This window comes from Sanguibacter sp. HDW7, assembly GCF_011300875.1.
Classification (GTDB): domain Bacteria; phylum Actinomycetota; class Actinomycetes; order Actinomycetales; family Cellulomonadaceae; genus Flavimobilis.
Window position 1 is genome coordinate 2,146,725 of record NZ_CP049862.1, and the last position, 24,853, is coordinate 2,171,577.

The window sequence follows — 24,853 nt, forward strand, 5'->3', positions numbered from 1 at the left end:
CTGGCCGTCAGCCGCGGTCGAGGAACGCCGTCTCGACGTCGCGCAGGCGCGCCTCGACCGCGGCCGCGAGCGCGGGGAACTCGGCGAGCGTCGGGTCGGCGGCGACGAGGTCGGTCGCCTCCTCGCGGGCCTCCGCGATGAGGTCGGCGTCCTTGACGACGCGCAGGAGCCGCAACGAGCTGGCTCCGCCCGACTGCGACGCTCCGAGCACGTCGCCCTCGCGGCGCACCGAGAGGTCGAGCAGCGCGAGCTCGAAGCCGTCGGTCGTGCCCGCGAGGTGCGTGAGCCGCTCGGCGGCGTCCGAGCCCTCCTCGGCGCGCGTCACGAGGAAGCACGTGCCGGGCAGGGTGCCGCGGCCGACGCGTCCGCGGAGCTGATGGAGCTGGGAGATGCCGAAGACGTCCGCGTCGAGGATGACCATGACGGTCGCGAGCGGAACGTCGACGCCGACCTCGATGACGGTCGTCGCGACGAGGATCTGCGTGCGTCCCTCGAGGAACGCGGCCATCGCGCGGTCGCGGTCCTCCGACGCCATGCGGCCGTGGAGCGTGCCGACGGCGGCGCCGCCGAGGACGGGCATGGCCTCGAGCTCGCGGACGACGTCCTCGACGGCGCGGCGCGCGGGAGGCGTCGGCCCGCCCGCGCCCTGCGGGGAATCGCCGTGCGCGGAACCACCGGGCGCGGCGCCGCCGAGCTGCGCGGCGAGGTCGTCGAGCAGGTCGGCGTCGTCGGAGGACGACGCGTCGTCGCCCGTGATGCGCGGGCACACGACGAACACGCGCTCGCCTGCGGCGACGTGGTCGTGCACGACCTGCCAGACGCGCTGCACCCAGGCTGGCCGGTCGGCCCACACGACGTGCGACGTGATGCCGGCGCGCCCCGCGGGCACCTCGGTGAGCGTCGAGACCTCGAGGTCCCCGAAGACGGTCATCGCGACCGTGCGTGGGATGGGGGTCGCGGTCATGACGAGCATGTGCGGAACGTCGTCGCCCCGGCTGCGCAGCGCGTCGCGCTGCTCGACGCCGAAGCGGTGCTGCTCGTCGACGACGACGAGACCGAGGTCGGCGAACTGGACCCTCTCGGAGAGCAGCGCGTGGGTGCCGACGACTATGCCCGCACGGCCGCTCGCGGCGTCGAGGAGCGCCTCGCGCGTCGCGGCAGCGCCGAGGGAGCCCGTGAGCAGCGCGACGCGCGTCGCGCGCTCGGCGCCGTCCGGGCCGAGGTCGCCGAGCATCCCGGCCTCGGCGAGCGGGCCGAGCAGCGCCGTGAGCGTGCGGTGGTGCTGCTGCGCGAGGACCTCGGTGGGCGCGAGCAGGACGGCCTGGCCGCCGGCGTCGACGACCTGGAGCATCGCGCGCAGCGCGACGAGCGTCTTGCCCGAGCCGACGTCGCCCTGCAGGAGCCGCTGCATGGGGTGGGCGCGCGCGAGGTCGGCGGCGATCTCCTCACCGACGGCGACCTGGCCTGCGGTGAGGTCGAAGGGCAGACGCGCGTCGAGGTCGGCGACGAGCGAGGGGCCCTCGGGCCGCGGGCGCGGCGTCGCGGAGAGCACGAGCGCGGCGTGCCGGCGACGTGCGAGCTCGGTCTGCAGGACGAGCGCCTCCTCGAAGCGCAGCGTGCGGCGCGCCCGGTAGGCGTCGGCGACCTTCGCGGGCGCGTGCACGGTGCGGATCGCCTCGGGCAGGGGCATGAGACCGCGGCGCGCGCGGACCTCGACGGGCACGGGCTCGGGCAGGCCGTCGACGAGCGCGGGCAGGACCGCGTGCACGGCGCGGGCCGTCTTCCACGAGGGCATCTGGGCGGTCGCCGGGTAGATGGGCGTCGGCGGCATCTCGTCGAGCCCCTCGACGTCCTCGATGACCTCGTAGTCGGGGTGCGTGAGCTGCAGGGTGCCGCGGTACTCGCTCACGGTGCCCGAGAACTGCGCGAGACGGCCCGGCACGAGCCGCGACTCGTGCGGGCGCAGCGCGCCCGCGTGCCGCGCGAAGAACGACAGGTCGAGGCTGTTGACGCCGTCCGAGACGACGACGGCGAGGATCGCCCCCGAGCGCGCCCGCATGGTGCGGACGGTCGCGCGCTCGACCTGTGCGACGACGGTGACGTGCGCACCGACCTCGAGGTCAGCGATGCTCGTGCGCTCCCCCGGCTCGACGTAGCGGCGCGGGTAGTGGCGCAGCAGGTCGCCGACGGTCGCGAGGCCGAGGGTCGCGAGCCCCTTGGCCGTCGGTTTGCCGAGGACGCGCTCGAGCAGCGCGTCGAGCCCCGAGGCGTCGGCGGGCACCGCGAGGTCGTTCACAGGAGGCCCACGCGCAGGACGGCGTCGTGGCGGCCCGAGAAGAGCTCGGTGACGTCGAGGCCGAGCGTGCTCCCGAGGTGCGTGCGGCACGTCATGAGGGTCTCCTGCGGGACGTCGCCGCCGACGAGGACCATCGCGAGCCCGACGTCGCCGGCCTCGCCGAGGCTCGCGAGCCCCGCGGTGACGTCGTCCGTGCGGACGTCGAGGTCGCACCAGCGCAGCGACGCGACCGCGGCGCGCATGTCCTCGAGCGCACGGTCCTCGTCGCCGTGGCGGCCGAGCGACTCCTCGCGCGCCGTGAGCGCGGCGACGACGTGGAGGTCGTCGGGCACGACGACGGCCTCGACGCTCACGCCGGGCATGCGGTGCAGCGAGCGGCGCAGGGTCGCGACCGAGTCCGACCGCAGGACGGTGACGATGCGGTCGCGGCCCGTGTCCTCGAGGACGCGGACGAGTTCCGAGGGCGTCCACGGCCTGTCGGTGCGGGCGAGGACGACGGCTCCCGTGCCGGCGGCGTCAGCGAGCAGGCCAGGACTGCGCACGCCCGCGACGACGCCGACGTCGCCCGGTGGCACGAGGAGCGAGCGCACGCACACCTGCCGCAGCCCCGCGCCCTCGGCGGCGCCGAGCGCGTCCGACGGGGCGTCCGTGTGGACGTGGGCCTGCCACACGCCGTCCCCGCCGACGACGACGACCGACTCCCCGACGGCGCGCAGGCGGGCGCGCAGCCCGTCGGCGAGGTCGCCGCCGTCCGCGTCGGCCTCGACCACGTACATGACCTCGAACGCACCGTCGGGCTCCCCCGCCGTGACGCCGTGGCCCGGGTGCGGGACGTCCGTCGGGCGCCGGCCACTGGCGGCGGCGAGATCCTCGGGGAGGTCGACCCCCGGCAGGTCGGCGGAGGCGCGCCCCTCGCCCGGGACGGCGAGCGCGTCGCGCAGCGCCGCGAGGACGAGCGTGAGACCGAAGGCCCCCGCGTCGAGCACGCCGTGGTGCGCGAGGACGTCGAGCTCGTCGGGCGAGCCGAGCACCGCGAGCCGTGCACCCGCGACGGCCTCGGTGGCGGCATCGGCCGTGCCGGCTCCCGCGGCGACCGCGCGCTCGGCGGCGTCGGCCGCGGCGTCGGCCGCCGTGAGCATCGTGCCCGGTGCCGGGCGGGCGACCGCGGCGCGCGCGGCGTCGGCACCGGTCCGCAGAGCGAGCGCGAGGCCGCGGGCTCCTGATCTGCCGTCACTGCCCGCGCCGGACCGCGCCGCGACCACGGCGCGCTCGGCACCGACCGCGAGCCCGCGGAGCAGCTCGGAGAGGATGATCCCGGAGTTGCCGCGCGCCGCGAGCAGGGCCCCGCGCGCGAGGTCGTGGAGCGCGCCGACGGCGTCGTCCTCCGCGTCGTCGACCGCGCGCCGCGCGGCGGCGAGCGTGAGCAGCATGTTCGTGCCCGTGTCCGAGTCCGCGACGGGGAAGACGTTGGCCGCGTCGATCCGCTCCCGCGCGCCCTCGAGGGCCGCGACCGCGAGATCGGCCCAACGACGGACCGCGGCAGCGTCGAGGTGGGGTTCCACGGGGCAGTCTCCTAGGCTGGGTGCGGGCGCCTCCACGATGCCACGGCGATCACGCCGCAGGTCGTCGCGGACAGGCACGTCGGTGAGGTCGCGTCCACGGTACGCGGGACCACCGACAACCGGCGAGACGCACGCCACAGGACACGTCGCCCCGTCATGTTTGGGCGTGGCGGGGGCGATCGGGTACGCTGTTCAGGTTGCCCGGGACGACCCGGGCTCGGCGGTGCGCCCGACGCAGGCCTCACATCCCTCTTCGCAGGGACGGGTCACGTCCAGGAACACCCCGACCTCATGCTTCGGCCGCTACCTCGCGGCCTGCACGACCGACTATTTCAGGAGAGACAGTGGCCGCCAACTGCGACGTCTGCGCCAAGGGTCCGAGCTTCGGGCACTCCATCTCGCACTCGCACGTGCGCACCAAGCGCCGCTGGAACCCGAACATCCAGCGCATCCGTGCGATCGTCAACGGCACGCCCAAGCGCGTGAACGTGTGCACCTCGTGCCTCAAGGCCGGCAAGGTCCAGCGCCCCGCCTGAGCCCACGGCTCGACCGAAGGCCCGCTTCCCCTCGAGGGACGCGGGCCTTCGTCGTTCCCGACGCCCCTCGCCCGCCGACCAGGTTGCTCGCCCGACCAGGTCCCGGAACATCGCGGCGCGCAGGTGCGTCCGAGCGGGTGACGTCGAAGTTTGACGGCTCTCTCACCACGCCGTGGTGAACGACAGGGGTTCTTTGCCGCTCCCCGGTAGACCCATGACCGTCCCGGTGGCAGTCTTGACACATGGTGGAGGAGATGAGCGCCCTGACGATCCGGACCGCGACGACCGAGGACGCCCAGGCGGTGGCCCGCGTGCACGTCGCGTCGTGGCGGGGAGCCTACGCGGGCATCGTCCCGGACGAGGTCCTTGCGACGCTCGACGTCGACGCGCGCGAGCAGCGTTGGCACGACAACCTCGCCGACACCACGGTGCACACGTGGGTCGCGGAGGTCGCGGACCGCGCGATCGGCTTCGCGACGCTCGGCCCGGCGCGGGACGAGGATGCGGACGACGGCGACCTCGAGCTCTACGCCATCTACCTCTCCCCCGAGTCCTGGGGCACGGGCGCGGCCCGCGAGCTCATGCGCACTCTGCTCGCCGAGGTCCCGGCGGCGGCCCGCCTCACCCTGTGGGTGTTCGCCGACAACGACCGCGCCCGCCACTTCTACAAGCGTCACGGCCTCGCGCCGGACGGCGTCGAACGGCTCGAGGAGTTCGGCGGCACGCACCTCACCGAGGTCCGCTACGTCCGGACGGGTGCCTGAGCGCACCCGTCGGGCGTCCGGTCAGCCTCGGTCCGCCCCGAAGTGGTCCCAGCCACCCCCGGCACCGGCGGCCACCCCGCCGACGGTGACGCGCGGCGCGTCGTCGGAAGCCTGAGCCACCCGGCCGATCGCCCGGAACCCGTCGGGCAGCACGACACCCTGCGGGAACGTCGCGAGCAGCCCGTGGTCCTCGCCACCCGTGAGCACCCAGTCGGTCGCATCCGCCCCGAGGGCACCTGCGACCGGCGCGAGCAGCGCGAGCTCGTCGGCCAGCACGTCGGCAGGATCGTCGAGCGCAAGCTGCACACCGCTCGCCGCGGCGATCCGCCCGGCGTCGCGCAGCAGCCCGTCGGAGACGTCGAGCATCGCCGTCGCCCCCGCGAGGGCCGCCGCCCGACCCGCCGGAACAGGCGGGGACGGCGCCCGGAATGCCTCGAGCACGAGGGTCCGCAGGTCGACGGGGACGGCGTCGTCGTCCGCACGACCCGCCGCGAGCAGCGCGTAGCCCGCGGCCGAGCGCCCGCGCACGCCCGCGTGAGCGACGACGTCGCCCGGGCGAGCCCCCGAGCGCAGCACGGGCGCTCGCCCCTCGAGATCGCCGAGGACGGTCACGGCGAGGACGACGAGCGGGCCGCCCGCGAGGTCCCCGCCGACGACGCCCGCGCCCCAGGGCCGGCACGCGTCGTCGAGCCCTCGAGCGAGGTCCTCGACCCACCGCGCCGGGAGCGATCCAGGCAGGACGAGCGAGACGACGAGACCCGTCGGCACGGCGCCGACGGCCGCGGCGTCGGCGAGGTTCTGGGCGGCCGCGCGGCGTCCGACGTCGCGGGCGCTCGACCATGCGTGCCGGAAGTGGACGTCCTCGACGAGGACGTCCGTGCTCACGACGACGCGACCGTCGGGCGCGGCGAGGACGGCGCAGTCGTCGCCCGGGCCGACGAGCGTCGCCGCGGGAGAGCCGAGCAGCGGGACGAAGCGCGCGAGGAGCTCGGACTCCGAGAGGTCGCCGACGAGAGTGTCGTCAACGGGGTCCGGGGCGTGGGGCGTCGCACGTGTCACGGGCCCAACCTAACGGTGCCGGACGGGTAGCGTGGAGCCGTGCCCCTCCCCGTCCGCTCGTCGTCCCGTCCCTCCGCGCGCCGCCGCGCGTTCGGCGCCACGTTCGCTGTCGCGATGCTCGCCGCGCCGCTCGCGGCGTGCGCGCCGTCGATCTCGCTCACGGCCGGCCCCTACGCGACCGACCCGGTGTGCGCGTCGATCGTCCTGGCGATGCCGGACCGGCTGGGCAGCCTCGAGCGCATCACGGCCTCTGCCCAGGCGGCCGCGGCCTGGGGCACGACGTCCTCGGCGGTCACGCTGCGCTGCGGCGTCGAGCCGCCGCCGCCGACGGCCGACCAGTGCCAGGCGATCACGGACGCGACGGGCGCGAGCGTCGACTGGATCGTCGTCGAGGAGCCCGGCACGGGCGACTGGGTGTTCACGACGTACGGCCGCACGCCGACCACCGAGGTGCGCATCCCTGCGGGGATGTCCGGCTCGTCGGTCGTCGACCTCAACCGCGCGGTGTCCGCCGCGCCCCAGACGCGCCACTGCCTCTGACCAGCCGCCACCGCACCTGACCCCTTCGCGCACGCAGCGAGGCCCGTGCCGAACGGCACGGGCCTCGCTCGCGGGAGGAAGCGCTCAGCGCAGCCCGGTGGGCCGCTCGAGCGCGAGCGTCAGCAGCTCGTCGATGAGCTCGGCGTAGCCGAGGCCCGACTCCTGCCACATCCGGGGGTACATCGAGAACGGCGTGAAGCCGGGCATCGTGTTGATCTCGTTGACGACGACGCGCTCGTCGGGCGTGACGAACACGTCGACGCGCGACAGACCCTCGCAGCCGAGCGCCTCGAACGTGCGCACCGCGACGTCCTGGACGGCCGCGACGACCTGCGCGGGCAGGTCTGCGGGGCACGAGAGCTCGACGTCGCCCTCGCCGAGGTACTTCGCCTCGAAGTCGTAGAACGCGCGGTCGTCGGCGCGCACGACGATCTCGCCGGGGAGCGACGCGCGCGGACGGTCACCGCCGTGGCCGCCGAGGACCGCACACTCGATCTCGCGCCCGACGACCCCCTGCTCGACGAGCACCTTGGGGTCGTGCTCGCGTGCCGCGGCGACCGCCGCGTCGAGATCCGCAAGGTCGTCGACCTTGGAGATGCCGAGGCTCGAGCCCGCGCGGGCGGGCTTGACGAAGAGAGGCAGCCCGAGCTCAGCGATGCGGGCGAGCAGGTTGTCTCGGTCGGACTCCCAGGTGCCCGGGCGGACGACGACGTACGGCGCGACCTCGAGCCCCTCGGACTCGCAGACGACCTTCATGTAGTGCTTGTCCATGCCGACGGCCGACGCGAGGACCCCCGCGCCGACGTAGCGGACGTCGGACATCTCGAGCATGCCCTGGAGCGTGCCGTCCTCGCCGAAGGGGCCGTGGATGAGCGGCATGACGACGTCGACGTCGCCGATCGCCGTCGGCACCTCGCCGGGCGTGAGGACCTGGACCTCGCGCGCGTGGGTCGCCATGGGAAGGACGACGTCGGCGTGCGACGCCTCGACCTCCGGCAGGCGGCCGTCGGTGATCTCCCAGACCGCCGGGTCGTCGGCCGCGACGACCCACTGGCCTGCGCGCGTGATGCCGACGGGGACCGGGTCCCAGCGGTCGCGGTCGATCGCGCGCAGGACTCCGGCGGCGGTCGCGCAGGAGATGGCGTGCTCGCCCGAGCGGCCTCCGAAGAGGATCATGACGCGGGGGCGGCCTGCGGGGACGGTGGCGTGTGTCGTGCTGTGCGTGTCCATCGCGGGCAAGCCTACCGTCGGGGACGGCCACGAGACGGTCGCGGAAGCTCCCTGCGTGCGGCAACCTGCGGGCGTACCCTGCGGACATGACGACGCCCGCGCACCCTGACGTCCCGCCCGCCCTCGACCCCGCGACGCTCGCGGTCGTCGCCGGCCGGCCAGCGCCCGTCCAGGGCGCACCGGTCAACCCGCCGGTCGTCCTCTCCTCGACGTACGTGTCGCAGGGCACTGTCGAGCCCGGCGAGCGCCTCTACACGCGGATGGGCACGGAGACGTGGGAGCCGTTCGAGGAGGCCGTCGCGGCCCTCGAGGGCGGGGAGCACGGGGCGACGGTGTTCGGCTCGGGCATGGCTGCGGTCGCCGCGGTGCTCGCGATCGTGCCCCTCGGCGGCGCGGTCGTCGTGCCGCGGCACGCGTACCAGGCGACGCTCGGGCTGCTCGACCAGCTCGCGGTCGACCGCGGCATCGACGTGCGTCGCGTCGACGTCGCTGACACCGACGCGGTCGTCGCGGCTCTCCACGGCGTCGACCTGCTGTGGGTCGAGACGCCGACGAACCCCATGCTCGAGGTCGCGGACCTCCCCGCTCTCGTCGAGGCCGCCCACGCGCGCCACGTGCTCGTCGCGGTCGACTCGACGTTCGCGACGCCGCTCGTCCAGCGACCCTTCGAGCACGGCGCGGACATCGTCGTGCACTCCGCGACGAAGTACCTCGCGGGGCACTCCGACGTCGTGCTCGGCGTCGCTCTCGCCGGGAGCGAGCACCTCGCCGACCACCTGCGCTCCTACCGCACGTCGCACGGCGCGATCGCCGGCCCGTTCGAGGTGTGGCTCGCGCTGCGTGGCCTGCGGACGCTCGCGCTGCGCGTCGAGCGCGCGCAGGCCAACGCGCTCGAGCTCGCCCGACGCCTCGCCGAGCACCCGGCCGTCGCCGAGGTGCGGCACCCCGGCCTCCCGACGGACCCCGGCCACGAGCGCGCGACGCGGCTCATGGCGGGCTACGGCGCGATCCTCGGTGTCCGTCCGCACGGCGGTCCGGAGGCCGCGGACGCGGTCGTCGCGGCCCTGCGCGTGTGGACGCCCGCGACGAGCCTCGGCGGGGTCGAGTCCACGCTCGAGCGTCGTCGACGCTTCGGCACGGAGTCCGTCACCGTGCCCGAGGACCTGCTGCGCCTCAGCGTCGGCATCGAGCACGTCGAGGACCTCTGGGCCGACCTCGACCGGGCGCTGCGCGTCGCGGTGGGCTGAGAGGCGTCAGTCCCGGTCCGACGGCGTGCTGTCGGCGCTCTCGGCGCTCTCGGCGCTCTCGGCGCTCTCGGCGCTCTCGACGGAGCGTCCGACAGCACTGTCGGTGACGCGTCCGCCGGCACCCTCTGCGGCGTCCGTACCTGTGACCGGTCGGCCCTCCGGTGCTGCCGAAGCGGACGACGAGCCAGGCAGCACCGCGGTGCCCGCGTCGAGGTCGACTCCGAACGGCGGAGCGGCCGACCCCGCCTGCTGCCGGTCGTGGCGGACGCGCTCGCGCTCCTCGGTGAGCGTCGTCCGCGACGGCTGGAAGATCTCGAGCAGCTCACCGAGCATGCCCGACGCGACGTCCGAGCCCGTCGAGCTGCGCCGTTCACTGCCGTCCCGACGCCGCGGAGCGGCGACGACGACGAGGATGCTCGCGACGACGCCGAACGCGACGAGGATCTGCAGCCAGGGTTCCACGCGCTAGGACACCTCGGCCTTCTGGGGCCGCGCGAGCAGGGCCCGCGCCATGTCGTCGACCGCGAGGCCCTCGTAGAGCACGGCCGCGACGGCCTGCGTGATGGGCATGTCGACGCCGAGCGAGCGCGCGAGCTCGAGCACCGAGCGCGAGGACTTCACACCCTCAGCCGTGCCGCCGGTCGCGACGATCGCCTCCTCGAGCGTGAGGCCCTCGCCGATGTGCTTGCCGAGCGTGTGGTTGCGCGAGAGCGGCGAGGCGCAGGTCGCCATGAGGTCGCCCATGCCCGCGAGGCCCGGGAACGTCTCGGGGTTCGCGCCGAGGGCGCGGCCGAGCCGCGTGATCTCGACGAGACCGCGCGTGATGACGGTCGCCGTCGTGTTGAGCCCGAAGCCCTTGCCCTGCGCGATGCCGACGGCGATCGCGATGACGTTCTTCACGGCGCCGCACAGCTCCACGCCGACGACGTCCGCGTTCGTGTACGGGCGGAAGTAGGTGTTCGTGCAGGCGCGCGTGACGAGCGCTGTCGCGACCGGGTCGGTGCCTGCGACGACGGTCGCGGTCGGCTGCTTCTCGGCGATCTCGCGCGCGAGGTTGGGACCCGAGACGACGACGACCTGCCGGGCCGGGAGCCCGAGCGCCTCGGCGACGACCTCGCTCATGCGCCGGTCGGTGTCGAGCTCGACGCCCTTCATGAGCGAGACCGCGACGGCACCCGCGGGCACGTGCTCGCGCAGGGCGCCGAGGGTCGCGCGCGCGGACTGCGACGGGACCGCGACGACGACGAGGTCGGCGCCCTCGAGCGCGGCGGCGGCGTCGGTCGTCGCCGTGATCTGCTCGGGCAGGCGCACGCCCGGGAGGTTGCGGGAGTTGCGGTGGTCGCGGGTGATCTGCGCGCAGACCTCGGGCGAGCGGCCCCACATGTGCACGTCACAACCTGCGTCGGCCATGACGACGGCGAACGTCGTGCCCCAGGCGCCCGTGCCGAGGACGGTGGCGCGCAGGGGGCGTTCGGCCGCCGCGGCGCCGGCGGTCGTGCTCGCGTCGGTCGTCATGCGTCGTCACCCGCCGTCGTCGTGCCGGGTTCGTTCGCGCTGGGCTCGTCAGCTCGGGGGTCGTCGGCTCGGGGCTCGTTCGCGCTCCCTGCCGTCAGACCCTCGCCCGTCGGGGGCGTCGCGGCGATCGTCTCGTCTGACGTCTCCGGACGCGACCGCGGGTCGTCGGCCGGGGTCCCGCGGCTCGGACCCACGGGGGTCTTCGCCGGGTCGGCCTGCGCGGCCCGCAGGGCCGCGCGCATGTCGTAGCGCACCGCGGGCGGCTCCTCGCCGCGGATGTCGGCGAGGATCGCCGTGATCGCGTCCATGACGCGCTCGGTGGCCTCGCGGAGCGTCGCCGTGTCGAGCGGACGGCCGTAGAGGTCGTCGAGGTCGACGGGCGGGCCTGCGTGCACCGAGACGTGCTTGCGCGGGAACGGCCGGAAGCGCTTGGAGTAGCGCGGCAGGATGTCCTGCATGCCCCACTGCGCGACGGGGATGACGGGCACGCGGGCCTCGAGCGCGAGCCGCGCGACACCCGTCTTCGCGGTCATGGGCCACAGGTCGGGGTCGCGCGTGAGCGTGCCTTCGGGGAAGACGGCGACGCAACGTCCTGCGCGGAGCGAGTCGATGCCGGGGCCGAGGGCGTCGTGCGCGTGCGTCGAGTTGCGCTCGACGGGGATCTGGCCCGTCGCGCGCAGGAGCGCGCCCAGGACGGGCACCTCGAACAGCGACGCCTTCGCGAGGATCCGCGGGGCGAACCCCGCGTCGTAGACGTAGTGCGCGAACGTCAACGGGTCGATGTTCGACATGTGGTTGCCTGCGACGACGAAGCCTCCCGTCGTCGGCAGGTGCTCCTGGCCCTGCCAGTCCCGACGCGTCATCGAGCGCATGAGGGGGCGCACGAACCGTGCGACGTTGCGGTAGGCGCGGTTGGCGCTGGCTGGATGCTTCGGCACGGGACCACATCCTACCGGCGCGGGGACGAAGCGACCCCGGTCGCGGCAGGTGCCAGGACCGGGGTCGTCGTCGTACAGTCCGGTGGCCCGGCGCTCACGTCGTGAGGAGCGCCCGAGGTCAGGGGCGCTCGAAGTCCGCGCCGAGGGCGGTGAGCTTCTCCGTGAAGTTCTCGTAGCCACGATCGATGAGGCCGATCCCGTGGACGGTCGACGTGCCCTTCGCGGCGAGCGCCGCGATGAGGTGCGAGAAGCCGCCGCGAAGGTCCGGGACGGTGATCTCGCCGGCCTCGAGGGGGGTCGGGCCCGAGATGACGGCCGAGTGGTGGAAGTTGCGCTGCCCGAAGCGGCACTGCAGGCCGCCGAGGCACTCGCGGTACACCTGGATCGTCGCACCCATGCCGCGCAGCGCCTCGGTGAAGCCGAAACGGTTCTCGTAGACCGTCTCGTGGACGATCGAGAGGCCCGTGGCCTGCGTGAGGGCGACGACGAGCGGCTGCTGCCAGTCGGTCATGAAGCCCGGGTGCACATCCGTCTCGAGGACGATCGACCGGAGCTCGCCGCCCGGGTGGTAGAAGCGGATGCCGTCGTCCTCGACCTCGAACTCGCCGCCGACCTTCCGGAACGTGTTGAGGAACGCGATCATCTCGGGCTGGGTCGCGCCCTCGACGAAGATGTCGCCACGCGTCGCGAGCGCCGCCGAGGCCCACGATGCCGCCTCGATGCGGTCGCCGAGCGCGGTGTGACGGAATCCACCGAGGCGCTTGACGCCCTCGATGCGGATGACGCGGTCGGTGTCGACCGAGATGATCGCGCCCATCTTCTGCAGGACGTTGATGAGGTCCATGATCTCGGGCTCGATCGCAGCGTTCGCGAGCTCCGTGACGCCCTCGGCACGCACGGCCGTGAGGAGGAGCTGCTCGGTCGCGCCGACCGACGGGTAGGGCAGCTCGATCTTCGTGCCGCGCAGGCCGTTGGGTGCCGTGAGGTGGATGCCCTGGGGACGCTTGTCCACGACCGCGCCGAACTGGCGCAGGATGTCGAGGTGGTAGTTGATCGGCCGGTCGCCGATGTGGCAGCCACCGAGATCGGGGATGAACGCCTCGCCGAGGCGGTGCAGGAGGGGTCCGCACAGGAGGATTGGGATGCGGCTCGAGCCCGCGTGCGCGTCGATGTCCGCGACGTGCGCCGACTCGACCGCCGTCGAGTCCATGCGCAGGACGCCGCCCTCACGGTCGTGGTCGACGACGACGCCGTGCAGCTCGAGAAGGCCCTTGACGATCTCGACGTCACGGATGAGCGGGACGTTCCTCAGCTCGCTGGGCCCGTCGCCGAGGAGCGAGGCGACCATCGCCTTGGAGACGAAGTTCTTGGCCCCGCGGACCCGGATTCTGCCGTTGAGCGGGGTGCCGCCGGTGACGTGGATGAGATCGGTCATGTGTCTATCGTCGCCTATCGCTGGGGGCCAGGGGGCCAGATGCGCCGCGCGCGGTGTGTGGACTTCGTGGGAGGGCGGGGTGATCCCGGGGTCAGGTCGCCGGCATCGGGCTCTCCGAGGGTCGAACGCGCCGCGCCGCGCACGGTATTCCCTCGTGGCGCTCCCCGGACGACGACGCCGGGACGCCGCATCGCGGCGTCCCGGCGTCGGGTCGTGCGTGGTCGCTCAGGCGTCGATCGGACGCGCGGCGACGATGTCCTGCTTGGGCAGGTGCTTCGCGGGGAGCGTCTTCGGGCGCCAGCCCTCACGACGCGCCTCGAAGGCCGTGATCTCGTCCTCGTGCTGGAGGGTGAGGCCGATGTCGTCGAGGCCCTCCATGAGACGCCAGCGCGTGTAGTCGTCGACGTGGATCTGCACGACGACGTCGCCCGCGGTCGCGGTGCGCTCGACGAGGTCGACCGTCACCTCGGTGCCGGGCTCGTTCTCGAGGACCTTCCACAGGAGCTCGATGTCCTCCTGCGCGACCTGCGCCGCGAGGAGACCCTGCTTGCCCGAGTTGCCGCGGAAGATGTCAGCGAAGCGCGAGGCGAGGACGGCCTTGAAGCCGTAGTCCTTGAGCGCCCAGACGGCGTGCTCGCGGGACGAGCCGGTGCCGAAGTCGGGGCCCGCGACGAGCACGGAGCCCGTCGTGTACGCCGGCTGGTTGAGGACGAAGGACTCGTCGCCACGCCAGGCGGCGAAGAGCGCGTCCTCGAAGCCCGTGCGGGTCACGCGCTTGAGGTAGACGGCGGGGATGATCTGGTCGGTGTCGACGTTGCTGCGGCGCAGCGGCACCCCGACACCGGTGTGGGTGGTGAACTTCTCCATGACAGGCTCCTTGGATGTGGCTTCGGTGACCGGTGCGGGCGTCAGACCTGAACGAGGACGTTCGGGTCGAGCGGCGCGAGCGGCGAGCCGTCGAAGGTCGTGAGGTCGGTGCCCTCGGGCAGGTCGAGGTCGGAGAGCGACGAGAGCGTGCCGCGGATCGCGGTCGCTGCGGCGACGAGCGGCGAGACGAGGTGCGTCCGCCCACCCTTGCCCTGGCGGCCCTCGAAGTTGCGGTTCGACGTCGAGGCGGCGCGCTCCCCCGGGGTGAGCTGGTCGGGGTTCATGCCGAGGCACATCGAGCAGCCGGCGTTGCGCCACTCGGCTCCGAAGTCGAGGAAGATCTGGTCGAGCCCCTCGGTCTCGGCCTGGAGGCGCACGCGGGCGGAGGCGGGCACGACGAGGACGCGGGTGTCCGCGGCCTTCTTCTTGCCCTTGAACACCTTGGCGACCGAGCGGAGGTCCTCGATGCGGCCGTTGGTGCACGAGCCGATGAAGACGGTGTCGATCTTGAGGTCGCGCAGCGGGGCGCCGGGGACGAGACCCATGTACTCGATCGCGCGCTCGGCGGCGACGCGGTCGTTCTCGTCGGCGATGAGGTCGGGGACGGGGACGGTCGCCGAGATCGGCAGGCCCTGGCCGGGGTTCGTGCCCCACGTGACGAAGGGCTCGAGGTCGGAGGCCTGGAGGGTGACCTCGGTGTCGAAGACGGCGTCGTCGTCCGAGCGGAGCGTCTTCCAGTACTCGACCGCGGCGTCCCAGTCGTCGCCCTCGGGTGCGTGGGGGCGGCCCTCGAGGTAGTCGAAGGTCGTCTGGTCGGGGGCGATCATGCCGGCGCGGGCGCCGGCCTCGATCGACATGTTGCAGATCGTCATCCGCGCCTCCATGGAGAGCGTACGGATGGCCTCCCCGCGGTACTCGAGCACATAGCCCTGACCGCCACCGGTGCCGATCTTCGCGATGATCGCGAGGATGATGTCCTTCGACGTGGCGCCAGGGGGGAGCTCGCCCTCGACGTTGATCGCCATGGTGCGGAACGGGGCGAGCGGGAGGGTCTGGGTCGCCATGACGTGCTCGACCTCGGACGTGCCGATGCCGAACGCGAGGGCGCCGAAGGCCCCGTGCGTCGAGGTGTGCGAGTCGCCGCAGACGACGGTGAGGCCGGGCATGGTGAGGCCGAGCTGCGGGCCCACCTGGTGGACGATGCCCTGGTCGGCGTCGCCGAGGGAGTGGAGGCGGACGCCGAACTCCTTGGCGTTGTTGCGCAGCGTGTCGATCTGCGTGCGGCTCGTGAGGTCCGCGATCGGCAGGTCGATGTCGAGCGTCGGCGTGTTGTGGTCCTCGGTCGCGATCGTGAGGTCCGTGCGGCGCAGCTTGCGCCCGGCGAGGCGGAGACCCTCGAAGGCCTGGGGGCTCGTCACCTCGTGGAGCAGGTGGAGGTCGATGTACAGGAGGTCGGGCGCTCCATCGACACCCTGACGCACGAGGTGTGCGTCCCAGACCTTCTCTGCCAGCGTGCCGGCCATGGAGTGTTCCTCTCGTCAAAGACTGCCGCGAAGCGGCGGCAGGGACTAGAATCGCGACGACACACGGTGCGTCGCACTTGCGTCTCAGCCTCCGAGACTGCAATATCGTCCTATGGACAACTCTAGCGGAGTCGGCGTCCTCGACAAGGCCGCCGCCGTTCTCGGTGCTCTCGAAGCTGGTCCTGCGACACTCGCCCAGCTCGTCGCAGCCACCCATCTCGCCCGCCCGACGGCACATCGACTGGCCGTCGCCCTCGAGCACCACCGTCTCGTCGCCCGCGACATGCAGGGGCGCTTCGTCCTCGGCCCGCGGCTCAACGAGCTCGCGACCGCCGCAGGCGAGGACCGCCTCCTCGCGGCCGCCAACCCCGTGCTCACGGCCCTCCGTGACCACACGGGCGAGAGCGCGCAGCTCTACCGACGGCAGGGCGACCAGCGCATCTGCGTCGCGGCCGCCGAGCGGCCCGTCGGCCTGCGCGACTCGATCCCCGTGGGCGCGACCCTCACGATGCTCGCCGGCTCCGCCGCGCAGATCCTTCTCGCGTGGGAGGAGCCCGACCGCCTCCACCGCGGCCTCCAGGGCGCCAAGTTCACGGCGACGATCCTCTCGGGCGTCCGCCGCCGCGGCTGGGCGCAGTCCGTCTCGGAGCGCGAGGCCGGTGTCGCCTCGGTGTCCGCGCCCGTGCGCGGCCCGTCCGGGCGCGTCGTCGCTGCGGTCTCGATCTCGGGACCCGTCGAGCGCCTCTCGCGCCAGCCCGGCCGCCTCCACGCCGGATCTGTCGTCGCTGCCGCGAACCGCCTCACCGAGGTCCTCCGGCGCGCCGCCAGCTGACCACCCCGTGCCACGAGGCCCGTCGAGCACCCGCTCGGCGGGCCTCGGTACGTCCGGGCAGGGGTGCCGACGCTCCTCCGTCAGCCCCTGCGACCCGCCGCGATCCGCTGCCGCGCCGCCTCGTAGAGCACGGCTGTCGTGGCGTTCGCCGCGTTGAGCGAGCTCGCGGCCCCCGACATGGGGATGCTCACCGTGAGGTCGCACAGCTCGCGCCACGCGTGCGAGAGGCCCGACGTCTCGTTGCCGACGAGCAGGAGCGTCGGACCCGTGAGATCGGCGTCGAACACGTCGACGTCGCCGCGCTCGTCCGTACCGACAAGCTTCACCGGGACGCCGCCCACCCGTGCCTGCTCGACCCACGCCATGACCTCGGCCGGACCCGGCACGCGGACCGCGGGGAGGGCGAAGAGGCTGCCCGTCGTCGCACGCACCGCGCGCGGGTCGTAGACGTCGGCCGCATGGCCCGAGACGATGACACCGTGCGCGCCGAACGCGTCGGCCGAGCGGATGATGCTCCCGATGTTCCCCGGTGTCGTCGGGCGATCGAACATCACGCCCAGGAGGTCCGGGCCGACGGAGATCCGGCCGAGGTCGTCGTCCGGCAGGCCGACCACCGCGACGAGCTCGGGCACGTCGGCGGTCTTCTCCCCCAGCTCTGCGAGGAGCTCGGGCGCCATCGCCACCTGGGTCGCGCCGCTCGACGCGAGCAGGTCGCGCGCCCAGCCTGACAGGGGCCGGCTCTCGTCGTGGAGCAGGGCATGGACGGACCATCCGTGCTCGACGGCCAGCGTGATGGGGCGGACGCCCTGGACGATCATCTCGCCGAGCTGGTTGCGCTTGCGGCGGTTGGTGAGCAGCGCCTCCCACAGCTGGAACGTCGCGTTGCGGGTCGTGATCCGCTGGGTCGCGGGCATGTGGTCCTCCACGGTGAGCCGGTCGGCGCGGCCCCAGGCTCGCGACGTCTCGCGCAGCAACGCTACCGCCACGCACGCGAAAGGCCCGGTCATCGATGATGACCGGGCCTTTCGAGACGTACCCCCGACGGGATTTGAACCCGTGTTACCGCCGTGAGAGGGCGGCGTCCTAGGCCGCTAGACGACGGGGGCCGGACGGTGCTCGAGCCGCCCCCGAAGGGGCCGCTCTCTGCGCCGTCGAGAACATTACACAAAGGGCGGGCGCGCGCGCCAGTTGGACCGACGTGGCCGTCGTCACACCCGGGCTCCGTCGCGTGGGGTGCCGTCCGGGGGCGGACCCGTCAGACCGTGACGTTCGGCGGCGGCGTGGATGTGCCCTCGCGAGCACCGGGCGTGGAGCCGTCCGCCGGCGGTTCGCCACCCCCGGCCGCTGCACGGAACCTACGGTTGCCGACATGTCCGACGACGACGAGCACCGTCCCGACGGCCGAGAGGGCGAACAGGACGGCGATCCCCGCGAACACGAGGTCGAAGACCGCCATCGACGCTTCCCACGCGTCACGACCGTCCTCCTGGGAGTGCGACGGGTCCGCGGGGTCGTACGCGACATCGATGGGGCTGCCGACCGCGAGCCCGCACCACTCGGAGTTCTCGTAGCCCCACCCGCTGGAAGCTGTGCGTTCGGTTCCGGCACCGTCGACGAACGCGTACGTGAGCAGGCAGCCCTCCCCGGCGGGATCGTGGACGAGAGCCCCCTCGCCCGCGTCGCGCGTGCCGCGCTCGAGCGACGTGACGACGCCGGTGACCCGGGTCCACGACTCGGAGGGCAGCGCCGTCACGGACATCCCGAAGAACCCCCACAGCGGCAGGGCGACTCCGAGCAGCGGTACCGCGAGCGTCCCGGGGACGAGCGCGAGCAGGTAGCGCCAGAGCAGGCGGCGGCGGCGCGGCGGCTTCGACTGCATGGAGGACCTCACGTTCTGCAGGCCCGTAGACCCTGCGTCGGCGTCGATCGCCCCGTTCCCGGAGACGTGCCGACACGCTAGCAGAACCGACATCTCGGATGCAGCGATCTGTCCGAGGACAGGAGCGCGTCACGCCCACCCCTCGCCCTCCTCCCGTCCGGCACGACGAAGGCCCGGTCATCGATGATGACCGGGCCTTCGAGACGTACCCCCGACGGGATTTGAACCCGTGTTACCGCCGTGAGAGGGCGGCGTCCTAGGCCGCTAGACGACGGGGGCAGGACGTGTCAGGAACGAGCGCGAACACTCCACCTGACGGAACAAGATCCTCGGAATCTTGCGGCTGCGAGAGCCGCGTCGATCCGAAGATCTTGAGCTGGGGTACCAGGACTCGAACCTAGAATGACGGTACCAGAAACCGTTGTGTTGCCAATTACACCATACCCCAAGGGGGTAACCCACCAGTCCGTCATCGACGCCCTCCGAGGAGGCCGCCAACCCGTTTTCCAGGGGTTGTCCCGAGAAAGAACACTACCCGACGATCGGCCGAGCACCAAAATCCTCAGGACGTCGGGACGGTCACACGGCCCGCTCGCGGCCCCGGTACGGCGCCGGGACCTGCGCAGGGATCTCAGCGACCCGCAGGCTCTGCAGCAGGCGCGTCGACGCCGACGAGAGCGAGGACGTCCGTGAGCGACGAGATCACCGCGATGCCGGCCGCACGCGCCGCCTCGGGGTCCTCCGGGTGCGCTCCTCCACGCCGCGCGCCAGGACGGTCGAGCCACGCACCCTGCAGCCCGGCGCGCACGGCGCCGCCCGCGTCGATGTCGAGCTCGTCGCCCACGTAGAGCGTCTCGGCCGGGTCCGTTCCGAGCCTGCGCGCAGACTCCAGGAAGACGCGCGGGTCGGGCTTGCCGACGCCGAAGACGTCGACGCCCACGAGCATCGGCACCCGCTCCCCCAGGCCGACGGCCGCGAGCTTGTGCACCTGGTAGTCCGTCGCAGCGTTCGACAGCGCGCCGACGGGCACGCCGGCGGCGAGCAGCGCGTCGACCGCTCCCGCCGACTCCGGGAACGCCCGCCACGCCGCCGCGAACGCCGACTCGAAGACCTCGTCCCACGCGTCGAAGCCCGCGTCGTCGAGCACGGGACCGCCGAACGCCGCCATGAGCTCGTTCGCCCGCGTGAAGCGCTGCGCTCGGAACGACTCCTCGCCCCGTGTGTACGCGCGGTAGTGGCCGCCCGCGTCACGCCGCCACATGGCGAGGACCTCGCCCCGTCGCTCGGACGGCAGGTCCGGCAGGTAGACGCGCGCGACCTCCGCCATCGCGTCGGCGAACGCGCCACGCGTGTCGACGAGCGTGTCGTCGACGTCGAACAGCACGCCCGCGATGCGCGGACGCCCCGCGGCCGGCGCCACGAGGGCGTCGGCGCGGGGCGGCTGCTGGTCGCGGGGACCGACGGTCACAGCGCCGCCCGCAGCGCGCGCACGCGCGCGAGCGAGGACTCGCGGCCGAGGATCTCCATCGACTCGAAGAGCGGCGGCGAGACCCGGCGGCCCGTGATCGCGACACGCAGGGGCGCGAACGCGAACTTCGGCTTGACGCCCATCTCCTCGATGAGCGCGGCCTTGAGCGCATCCTGCGTCGTCTCCGGGTCGAACGACGCGACGCTCTCGAGCACCTCGAGCGCGCGGTCGAGCATCTCGCGCAGGCGCTCACGCACCTGGGCGACCGACGCGTCGGTCAGCTGCATCGCGGTGCCGGGGGCCGCGCCCTCGGGCAGGGCGAGCTCAGCCTGGACGCCTGGCAGGACGCCCTTGAACGTGTTCTTGTCGACGAGGGCCGACATCGAGTCCTCGTCGAGCACGACCGCGTCGTCCCCGACGAAGAGGAAGCCGAGCATGCCCGCAACCTCGCCGAGAAGCGTCATGCGCTCCTGGACGAGCGGCGCACCTGCGTCGAGCAGCGCGCGCTGCGCGTCGGGGAGCGCGTCGTACGCGTCCGCGTCGACGAGGCCCGCGCCGTGGAGGTACGGCACCAGTCGCGCACGGAAGTCCGCGGGCTCGAGCAGGCGCACGTGCGCGGCGTTGATCGCCTCGGCCTTCTTGAGGTCGAAGCGTGCCGGGTTCGGGTTGACGTCGGCGATGTCGAACGCCTGGGTGAGCTCGTCGACCGAGAAGATGTCCCGGTCCGCGGCGATCGACCAGCCGAGCAGCGCGAGGTAGTTGACGAGGCCCTCGCGCGTGAAGCCGCGGTCGCGGTGGAGGAAGAGGTTCGACTCCGGGTCGCGCTTCGAGAGCTTCTTGTTGCCCTCCCCCATGACGTACGGCAGGTGGCCGAAGGCCGGGAGGACCTTGGCGACGCCGAGCTCGAGCAGCGCGCGGTAGAGGACGACCTGGCGGGGCGTCGAGGACAGCAGGTCCTCGCCGCGCAGCACGTGCGTGATCTCCATGAGCGCGTCGTCGACCGGGTTGACGAGCGTGTAGAGCGCGTCGCCGTTCGCACGGACGATGACGTAGTCGGGCACCGTGCCGGCCTTGAAGGTGATCTCGCCGCGCACGAGGTCGGTGAACGACACGTCCTCGTCGGGCATGCGCAGGCGCAGCACGGGCTCGCGGCCCTCGGCGCGGTAGGCGGCCTTCTGCTCGTCCGTGAGGTCGCGGTCGAAGCCGTCGTAGCCCATGGCCGCGGGCCGACCGGCCGCGGTGTTGCGCGCCTCGATCTCCTCGGGCGTCGAGAACGACTCGTACGCGTACCCGCCCTCGAGCAGACGGCGAGCGACGTCCGCGTAGAGGTCCTTGCGCTGCGACTGCCGGTACGGGCCGTGCGGGCCGCCCACGTCGATGCCCTCGTCCCAGTCGAGCCCGAGCCAGCGCAGCGCCTCGAGGATCTGCGCGTAGCTCTCCTCCGAGTCACGCGCAGCGTCCGTGTCCTCGATGCGGAAGACGAACGTGCCGCCGACGTGCCGTGCGTACGCCCAGTTGAAGAGGGCGGTGCGGATCATGCCGACGTGCGGCGTGCCCGTCGGCGAGGGGCAGAAGCGGACGCGGACGTCGGAGCCGGTGGGCAGGACTGCAGACACGAGGTGCACCTTGTTCCAGTTGGTGGCGGTGAGGCCTGGGAAGAAGCGGCGGGCGGGGGTACGGACGAGCGGGACGGGCGGACGCGGTCAGTCGCGCCGCAGGACGGGGTTGCGCAGGACTCCGACGCCCTCGACCTCGCACTCGACGACGTCGCCGTGGTCGACGATCCCGACGCCCGCAGGCGTGCCCGTGAGGATGACGTCGCCCGGCAGGAGCGTGAACGCCTGGGAGATGTAGGAGACGAGGAACGCGACGTCGAAGATCATGTCCGACGTGCGGCCGTCCTGGCGGGGCTCGCCGTTGACGCGCGAGCTCACCGCGAGGTCCTCCGGGTCGAGGCCCGTCGTGATCCACGGACCGAGCGGGCACGAGGAGTCGAAACCCTTGGCGCGCGCCCACTGGTCCTCAGCGCGCTGCACGTCACGTGCCGTGACGTCGTTCGCGACGGTGTAGCCGAAGACCTTCGACAGCGCGTCCTCGGGCGAGACGTCCTTCGTCACCTTGCCGATGACGACCGCGAGCTCGGACTCGTAGGAGACCTCGCGCGTCCACGACGGCAGGACGATCGGGTCGTCCGGGCCTACGACCGACGTGTTCGGCTTGAAGAACAGCATCGGCGACGTGGGCAGCTCGTTGCCCATCTCCTTGACGTGGTCCGCGTAGTTGCGGCCGACCGCGACGATCTTCGAGCGCGGGATGACGGGCGCGAGGAGGCGCACGTCGTCCGTCAGCGGGACGACCTCACCGGTCTGCTGGACCGGCATGTAGAGCGGGTCCCCCGTGACGACGTGGAGCGTCTCCGCGCCGGGAGCGCCGTCGACGAGCGCGAAACGGGGGTCGGAGCCTTGGGTGAACCTAGCGATACGCACGGGCCAAGCCTACGCGGGACCTCCGACACCCGGGCTCACGCCCGCGCGAGCACCTCGCCGTGCGTGATGGAGAACCAGCCGTCCTCGTCCTGCGCCCACTGGCGCCAGCCACGCGCGATCTCCTCGAGCGCGACGTCGTCCGCGAGGCCCGTCGCCCGCGCCTGCAGCCCGAACTGCGACGAGAGGCAGCGCTCCGCCCACAGGTCGCCCCACCACGCGCGGTCGGCCTCGGACGCGTAGCACCACACGCCCGCCGACGCCGTGATCGCCTCGTCCGCGAAGCCGGCGGCCCGCACCCACGACACGAGACGACGGCCCGCGTCCGGCTGCGCGCCGTTCGCCGCCGCGACCTCGTGGTAGAGCTCGTTCCACTCCGTGAGCTCCTGCAGCTCGGGGTACCAGGCCATCGCCGCGTAGTCGGCGTCGCGCACCGCGACAAGTCCGCCCGGACGCGTGACGCGGCGGATCTCGCGCAGCGCCGCAACCGGGTCCGAGAGGTGCTGGAGCACCTGGTGCGCGTGCACGATGTCGAACGAGCCGTCCTCGAACGGCAGGTCGTAGACGTCGGCCTCGACGAACTCGACGTTGCGCACACCCTGGTTCGCAGCCGTCGCGCGCGCCTGCTCGAGGACCGCGGTCGACGTGTCGATCCCCGTGACGACGCCCGGGCCGACCGTGCGCGCGAGGTCGACCGTGATGGTGCCCGGGCCGCAGCCGACGTCGAGCACCGAAAGTCCCTCACGCAGGTGCGGCAGGAGGTACGACGCGGAGTTCTCCGCTGTGCGCCAGCGGTGCGAGCGCAGCACGGAGTCGTGGTGCCCGTGCGTGTAGGAGTCCTTGGGGTGGGGCTTGGAGCCGTCGGTCACGGCGTCGGTCCCGGTGGTCGTCGACATGGGCTCACGCTAACCACGGGCCTCGCGGCCCGGGACCTCCTGACCACATCGTGGTCCCGCGACACACGTACGCTCGGACGATGCGCGACATGCCGGCTCCCGACCCGACCGACCCTCGCAGCGAGCACGACCGCATGGTCGCGGGCGACTGGTACCGGTACCGGCTCGACCCGGCCCTCGCGGAGATGACGACGGGCACGCAGGCCGCCTGCCGCCGGATCACCGCGCTCTACGACACGGACCGGCCCACGGCCGAGGCGCTCTTCCGCGACCTGCTCGGTTCTGTCGGCGAGGGCGTCGACTTCCGGCCGCCCCTCTACCTCGACTACGGCAGCCGCCTCCACGTCGGCGACGGGTCGTTCCTCAACGCCGACCTCCTCGTCCTGGGCGGCGGCCTCGTGACGATCGGCCGTCACGTGCTCGTCGGCCCGTCCGTGCGGATCTACACGCCGCAGCACGCGCTCGACGTCGCAGACCGCCGCGCCGGCTGGGAGCGTGTCGAGCCCGTGACGATCGAGGACGACGTGTGGCTCGGCGGCAACGTCGTCGTGCTGCCCGGCGTGACGATCGGCGCACGCTCGGTCGTCGGCGCGGGGTCGGTCGTCGTCAAGGACGTGCCGCCGGACGTCGTCGTCGTGGGCAACCCCGCACGCGTCGTGCGTGAGCTCGCCTGAGCGCCTGGCTCCCGCACGGCCCGATGTCCGTGGCGCGAGGTAGCGTGACCGCGTGACCACCACGCTCCTCTCCTCGCCCGACGCCCCCGCGACCCGCCGGGTCGGCGACTCGGGCCTCGCCGTCTCCGTCGTCGGCCTCGGCTGCAACAACCTCGGCCGCACGGGCACCGCGACGCTCACCCAGGAGGGCACCGACGCAGTCGTCCACGCGGCGCTCGACGCGGGGATCACGTTCTTCGACACGGCCGACAACTACGGCCACGAGGGGGGCCTCTCCGAACGGATGCTCGGCGCGGCGCTCGGGCGCCGTCGCGACGAGGTCGTCGTCGCGACGAAGTTCGGCATGGCCAACGGCGGCCTGTACGGCGACGACCACGGGGCGCGCGGCTCGCGCCGCTACGTGCGCCGCGCGGTCGAGGGCTCGCTCGCCCGGCTCGGGACCGACCGCATCGACCTCCTCCAGCTCCACACCCCCGACCCGCTCACGCCGGTCGAGGAGACGCTCTCGGCGCTCGACGACCTCGTGCGCGAGGGCAAGGTCCTCTACGTCGGGCACTCCAACCGGGCCGGGTGGCAGATCGCCGACGCCGAGCACGTCGCGCGCCGCGCAGGCCTCACGCGCTTCGTCTCCTCGCAGAGCCACTTCAACCTCCTCGACCGCCGCGCCGAGCTCGAGGTCGTGCCGGCCGCGCAGGCGTACGGGCTCGGCCTCCTCCCCTACTTCCCGCTCGCCAACGGTCTGCTCTCGGGCAAGTACTCGCGCGGGACGACGCCGTCGGAGGGCCGGCTCTCGCACACCCGTCAGCACATGCTCGTCGAGGCCCCGTGGGACGCGCTCGAGGAGCTCACCGAGCTCGGCCGCGACCGCGGGCTCGGGCTGCTCGAGCTCGCGTTCTCGTGGCTCGCGGCTCAGCCGCAGGTCGCGAGCGTCATCGCGGGCGCGACGCGCCCCGAGCAGGTGCGGCAGAACGCCGCGGCCGTTCACCCGCTCACGGCCGACGAGCTCGCGCAGATCGATGCGCTCTTCCCGCCGCCGGCAAAGGTCGCGCTCTTCTAGCCGTCCGCGCTCTTCTAGCCGTTCGCGCGCTGCGCGGCACCGAGCCCGGCGG

23 protein-coding genes and 3 tRNA genes are annotated in these 24,853 nt (G+C 73.1%); 7 read left to right on the forward strand and 19 right to left on the reverse strand.

Going from position 1 to position 24,853, the window contains the following annotated elements; all coding sequences use genetic code 11:
• Positions 1 to 7: 7 nt before the first annotated feature.
• Entirely contained in the window at positions 8 to 2,296 is a 2,289-nt protein-coding gene (locus G7063_RS09880) for an ATP-dependent DNA helicase RecG (RefSeq protein ID WP_240916024.1), read from the reverse strand.
• Entirely contained in the window at positions 2,293 to 3,858 is a 1,566-nt protein-coding gene (locus G7063_RS09885) for a DAK2 domain-containing protein (protein ID WP_166414249.1), read from the reverse strand. The genes G7063_RS09880 and G7063_RS09885 overlap by 4 nt, the downstream gene beginning before the upstream one ends.
• 344 nt (positions 3,859 to 4,202) lie before the next feature.
• Between G7063_RS09885 and rpmB the strand changes: the two genes are divergently transcribed.
• On the forward strand, positions 4,203 to 4,394 hold the full coding sequence (rpmB, locus tag G7063_RS09890; protein WP_102507850.1) for a 50S ribosomal protein L28: 192 nt from the start codon (positions 4,203 to 4,205) through the stop codon (positions 4,392 to 4,394).
• Between the two features lie 254 nt (positions 4,395 to 4,648).
• Positions 4,649 to 5,158, forward strand: coding sequence for a GNAT family N-acetyltransferase (locus tag G7063_RS09895; RefSeq protein WP_240916025.1), 510 nt, complete (start codon positions 4,649 to 4,651; stop codon positions 5,156 to 5,158).
• Positions 5,159 to 5,179: 21 nt separating this feature from the next.
• On the opposite strand, the gene G7063_RS09900 is transcribed toward G7063_RS09895, so the two are convergent.
• On the reverse strand, positions 5,180 to 6,217 hold the full coding sequence (locus tag G7063_RS09900; protein WP_166414251.1) for a thiamine-phosphate kinase: 1,038 nt from the start codon (positions 6,215 to 6,217) through the stop codon (positions 5,180 to 5,182).
• Positions 6,218 to 6,256: 39 nt separating this feature from the next.
• Between G7063_RS09900 and G7063_RS09905 the strand changes: the two genes are divergently transcribed.
• On the forward strand, positions 6,257 to 6,757 hold the full coding sequence (locus G7063_RS09905; RefSeq protein WP_240916026.1) for a DUF3515 family protein: 501 nt from the start codon (positions 6,257 to 6,259) through the stop codon (positions 6,755 to 6,757).
• Positions 6,758 to 6,841: 84 nt separating this feature from the next.
• Here G7063_RS09905 and G7063_RS09910 read toward each other — a convergent pair whose 3' ends face one another.
• Positions 6,842 to 7,987: a D-alanine--D-alanine ligase family protein gene (locus G7063_RS09910; protein WP_240916027.1), complete on the reverse strand. Its 1,146-nt coding sequence runs from the start codon at positions 7,985 to 7,987 to the stop codon at positions 6,842 to 6,844.
• 86 nt (positions 7,988 to 8,073) lie between these two features.
• On the opposite strand from G7063_RS09910, the gene G7063_RS09915 reads away from it, so the two are divergent.
• The gene (locus G7063_RS09915) at positions 8,074 to 9,234 is read left to right on the forward strand and encodes a PLP-dependent aspartate aminotransferase family protein (RefSeq protein ID WP_166414252.1); all 1,161 of its coding nucleotides are present in this window, start codon (positions 8,074 to 8,076) and stop codon (positions 9,232 to 9,234) included.
• Positions 9,235 to 9,240: 6 nt separating this feature from the next.
• Here the strand turns inward: G7063_RS09915 and G7063_RS15135 are convergent, their stop codons facing one another.
• From G7063_RS15135 to leuC, 6 genes are all read right to left on the reverse strand, one after another.
• On the reverse strand, positions 9,241 to 9,696 hold the full coding sequence (locus tag G7063_RS15135; RefSeq protein WP_206188137.1) for a DUF6191 domain-containing protein: 456 nt from the start codon (positions 9,694 to 9,696) through the stop codon (positions 9,241 to 9,243).
• Between the two features lie 3 nt (positions 9,697 to 9,699).
• Positions 9,700 to 10,749, reverse strand: coding sequence for an NAD(P)H-dependent glycerol-3-phosphate dehydrogenase (locus G7063_RS09925; RefSeq protein WP_166414253.1), 1,050 nt, complete (start codon positions 10,747 to 10,749; stop codon positions 9,700 to 9,702).
• Positions 10,746 to 11,687 carry a lysophospholipid acyltransferase family protein gene (locus G7063_RS09930; protein ID WP_370520702.1) on the reverse strand — a complete coding sequence of 314 codons (942 nt, stop codon included), beginning with the start codon at positions 11,685 to 11,687 and terminating at the stop codon, positions 10,746 to 10,748. The genes G7063_RS09925 and G7063_RS09930 overlap by 4 nt, the downstream gene beginning before the upstream one ends.
• Before the next feature lie 118 nt (positions 11,688 to 11,805).
• Positions 11,806 to 13,122, reverse strand: coding sequence for a UDP-N-acetylglucosamine 1-carboxyvinyltransferase (murA, locus tag G7063_RS09935; RefSeq protein ID WP_166414254.1), 1,317 nt, complete (start codon positions 13,120 to 13,122; stop codon positions 11,806 to 11,808).
• Between the two features lie 225 nt (positions 13,123 to 13,347).
• Positions 13,348 to 13,989, reverse strand: a complete 642-nt coding sequence (gene leuD / locus G7063_RS09940; RefSeq protein ID WP_166414255.1) for a 3-isopropylmalate dehydratase small subunit — start codon at positions 13,987 to 13,989, stop codon at positions 13,348 to 13,350.
• Positions 13,990 to 14,030: 41 nt separating this feature from the next.
• Positions 14,031 to 15,512, reverse strand: coding sequence for a 3-isopropylmalate dehydratase large subunit (leuC, locus tag G7063_RS09945; protein ID WP_166414256.1), 1,482 nt, complete (start codon positions 15,510 to 15,512; stop codon positions 14,031 to 14,033).
• 112 nt (positions 15,513 to 15,624) lie between these two features.
• Between leuC and G7063_RS09950 the strand changes: the two genes are divergently transcribed.
• Positions 15,625 to 16,344, forward strand: coding sequence for an IclR family transcriptional regulator (locus G7063_RS09950; protein ID WP_102507833.1), 720 nt, complete (start codon positions 15,625 to 15,627; stop codon positions 16,342 to 16,344).
• A gap of 80 nt (positions 16,345 to 16,424) precedes the next feature.
• On the opposite strand, the gene G7063_RS09955 is transcribed toward G7063_RS09950, so the two are convergent.
• The 9 genes from G7063_RS09955 to G7063_RS09995 all read right to left on the reverse strand — a co-directional run bounded on the left by G7063_RS09955 (position 16,425) and on the right by G7063_RS09995 (position 23,070).
• Positions 16,425 to 17,258 carry an RNA methyltransferase gene (locus G7063_RS09955; RefSeq protein ID WP_166414257.1) on the reverse strand — a complete coding sequence of 278 codons (834 nt, stop codon included), beginning with the start codon at positions 17,256 to 17,258 and terminating at the stop codon, positions 16,425 to 16,427.
• Between the two features lie 119 nt (positions 17,259 to 17,377).
• A tRNA-Glu gene (locus G7063_RS09960) sits at positions 17,378 to 17,450 on the reverse strand.
• Between the two features lie 149 nt (positions 17,451 to 17,599).
• Entirely contained in the window at positions 17,600 to 18,223 is a 624-nt protein-coding gene (locus G7063_RS09965; RefSeq protein WP_166414258.1) for a DUF3592 domain-containing protein, read from the reverse strand.
• A 206-nt stretch (positions 18,224 to 18,429) separates the two neighbouring features.
• Positions 18,430 to 18,502 (reverse strand) — tRNA-Glu (locus G7063_RS09970).
• Between the two features lie 97 nt (positions 18,503 to 18,599).
• Positions 18,600 to 18,671: transfer RNA gene (locus G7063_RS09975), tRNA-Gln, on the reverse strand.
• Positions 18,672 to 18,854: 183 nt separating this feature from the next.
• Positions 18,855 to 19,691: an HAD family hydrolase gene (locus G7063_RS09980; RefSeq protein ID WP_240916028.1), complete on the reverse strand. Its 837-nt coding sequence runs from the start codon at positions 19,689 to 19,691 to the stop codon at positions 18,855 to 18,857.
• Positions 19,688 to 21,307 carry a glutamate--tRNA ligase gene (gene gltX, locus G7063_RS09985; RefSeq protein WP_166414259.1) on the reverse strand — a complete coding sequence of 540 codons (1,620 nt, stop codon included), beginning with the start codon at positions 21,305 to 21,307 and terminating at the stop codon, positions 19,688 to 19,690. Before gltX ends, G7063_RS09980 begins: the two co-directional genes overlap by 4 nt.
• A gap of 87 nt (positions 21,308 to 21,394) precedes the next feature.
• Positions 21,395 to 22,177: a fumarylacetoacetate hydrolase family protein gene (locus tag G7063_RS09990; RefSeq protein ID WP_166414260.1), complete on the reverse strand. Its 783-nt coding sequence runs from the start codon at positions 22,175 to 22,177 to the stop codon at positions 21,395 to 21,397.
• A 35-nt stretch (positions 22,178 to 22,212) separates the two neighbouring features.
• Positions 22,213 to 23,070, reverse strand: a complete 858-nt coding sequence (locus G7063_RS09995) for a methyltransferase domain-containing protein (RefSeq protein WP_166414261.1) — start codon at positions 23,068 to 23,070, stop codon at positions 22,213 to 22,215.
• A gap of 80 nt (positions 23,071 to 23,150) precedes the next feature.
• Between G7063_RS09995 and G7063_RS10000 the strand changes: the two genes are divergently transcribed.
• Both G7063_RS10000 and G7063_RS10005 read left to right on the forward strand, forming a co-directional pair.
• Complete coding sequence (locus G7063_RS10000) at positions 23,151 to 23,744, forward strand: DapH/DapD/GlmU-related protein (RefSeq protein ID WP_240916029.1); 594 nt, start codon at positions 23,151 to 23,153, stop codon at positions 23,742 to 23,744.
• A 52-nt stretch (positions 23,745 to 23,796) separates the two neighbouring features.
• Complete coding sequence (locus G7063_RS10005; protein WP_166414262.1) at positions 23,797 to 24,801, forward strand: aldo/keto reductase; 1,005 nt, start codon at positions 23,797 to 23,799, stop codon at positions 24,799 to 24,801.
• Positions 24,802 to 24,853 lie beyond the last annotated feature (52 nt).

Bases quoted from the DNA above. Each gene is read 5' to 3' on its own strand.
- G7063_RS09950 (WP_102507833.1), top strand. From the start codon at position 15,625: ATGGACAACTCTAGCGGAGTCGGCGTCCTCGACAAGGCCGCCGCCGTT.
- G7063_RS09995 (WP_166414261.1), bottom strand. From the start codon at position 23,070: ATGTCGACGACCACCGGGACCGACGCCGTGACCGACGGCTCCAAGCCC.
- G7063_RS09965 (WP_166414258.1), bottom strand. From the start codon at position 18,223: ATGCAGTCGAAGCCGCCGCGCCGCCGCCGCCTGCTCTGGCGCTACCTG.
- G7063_RS09910 (WP_240916027.1), bottom strand. From the start codon at position 7,987: ATGGACACGCACAGCACGACACACGCCACCGTCCCCGCAGGCCGCCCC.
- G7063_RS09925 (WP_166414253.1), bottom strand. From the start codon at position 10,749: ATGACGACCGACGCGAGCACGACCGCCGGCGCCGCGGCGGCCGAACGC.
- leuC (WP_166414256.1), bottom strand. From the start codon at position 15,512: ATGGCCGGCACGCTGGCAGAGAAGGTCTGGGACGCACACCTCGTGCGT.
- murA (WP_166414254.1), bottom strand. From the start codon at position 13,122: ATGACCGATCTCATCCACGTCACCGGCGGCACCCCGCTCAACGGCAGA.
- G7063_RS09915 (WP_166414252.1), top strand. From the start codon at position 8,074: ATGACGACGCCCGCGCACCCTGACGTCCCGCCCGCCCTCGACCCCGCG.
- G7063_RS09955 (WP_166414257.1), bottom strand. From the start codon at position 17,258: ATGCCCGCGACCCAGCGGATCACGACCCGCAACGCGACGTTCCAGCTG.
- G7063_RS09895 (WP_240916025.1), top strand. From the start codon at position 4,649: ATGAGCGCCCTGACGATCCGGACCGCGACGACCGAGGACGCCCAGGCG.
- G7063_RS10000 (WP_240916029.1), top strand. From the start codon at position 23,151: ATGCGCGACATGCCGGCTCCCGACCCGACCGACCCTCGCAGCGAGCAC.
- leuD (WP_166414255.1), bottom strand. From the start codon at position 13,989: ATGGAGAAGTTCACCACCCACACCGGTGTCGGGGTGCCGCTGCGCCGC.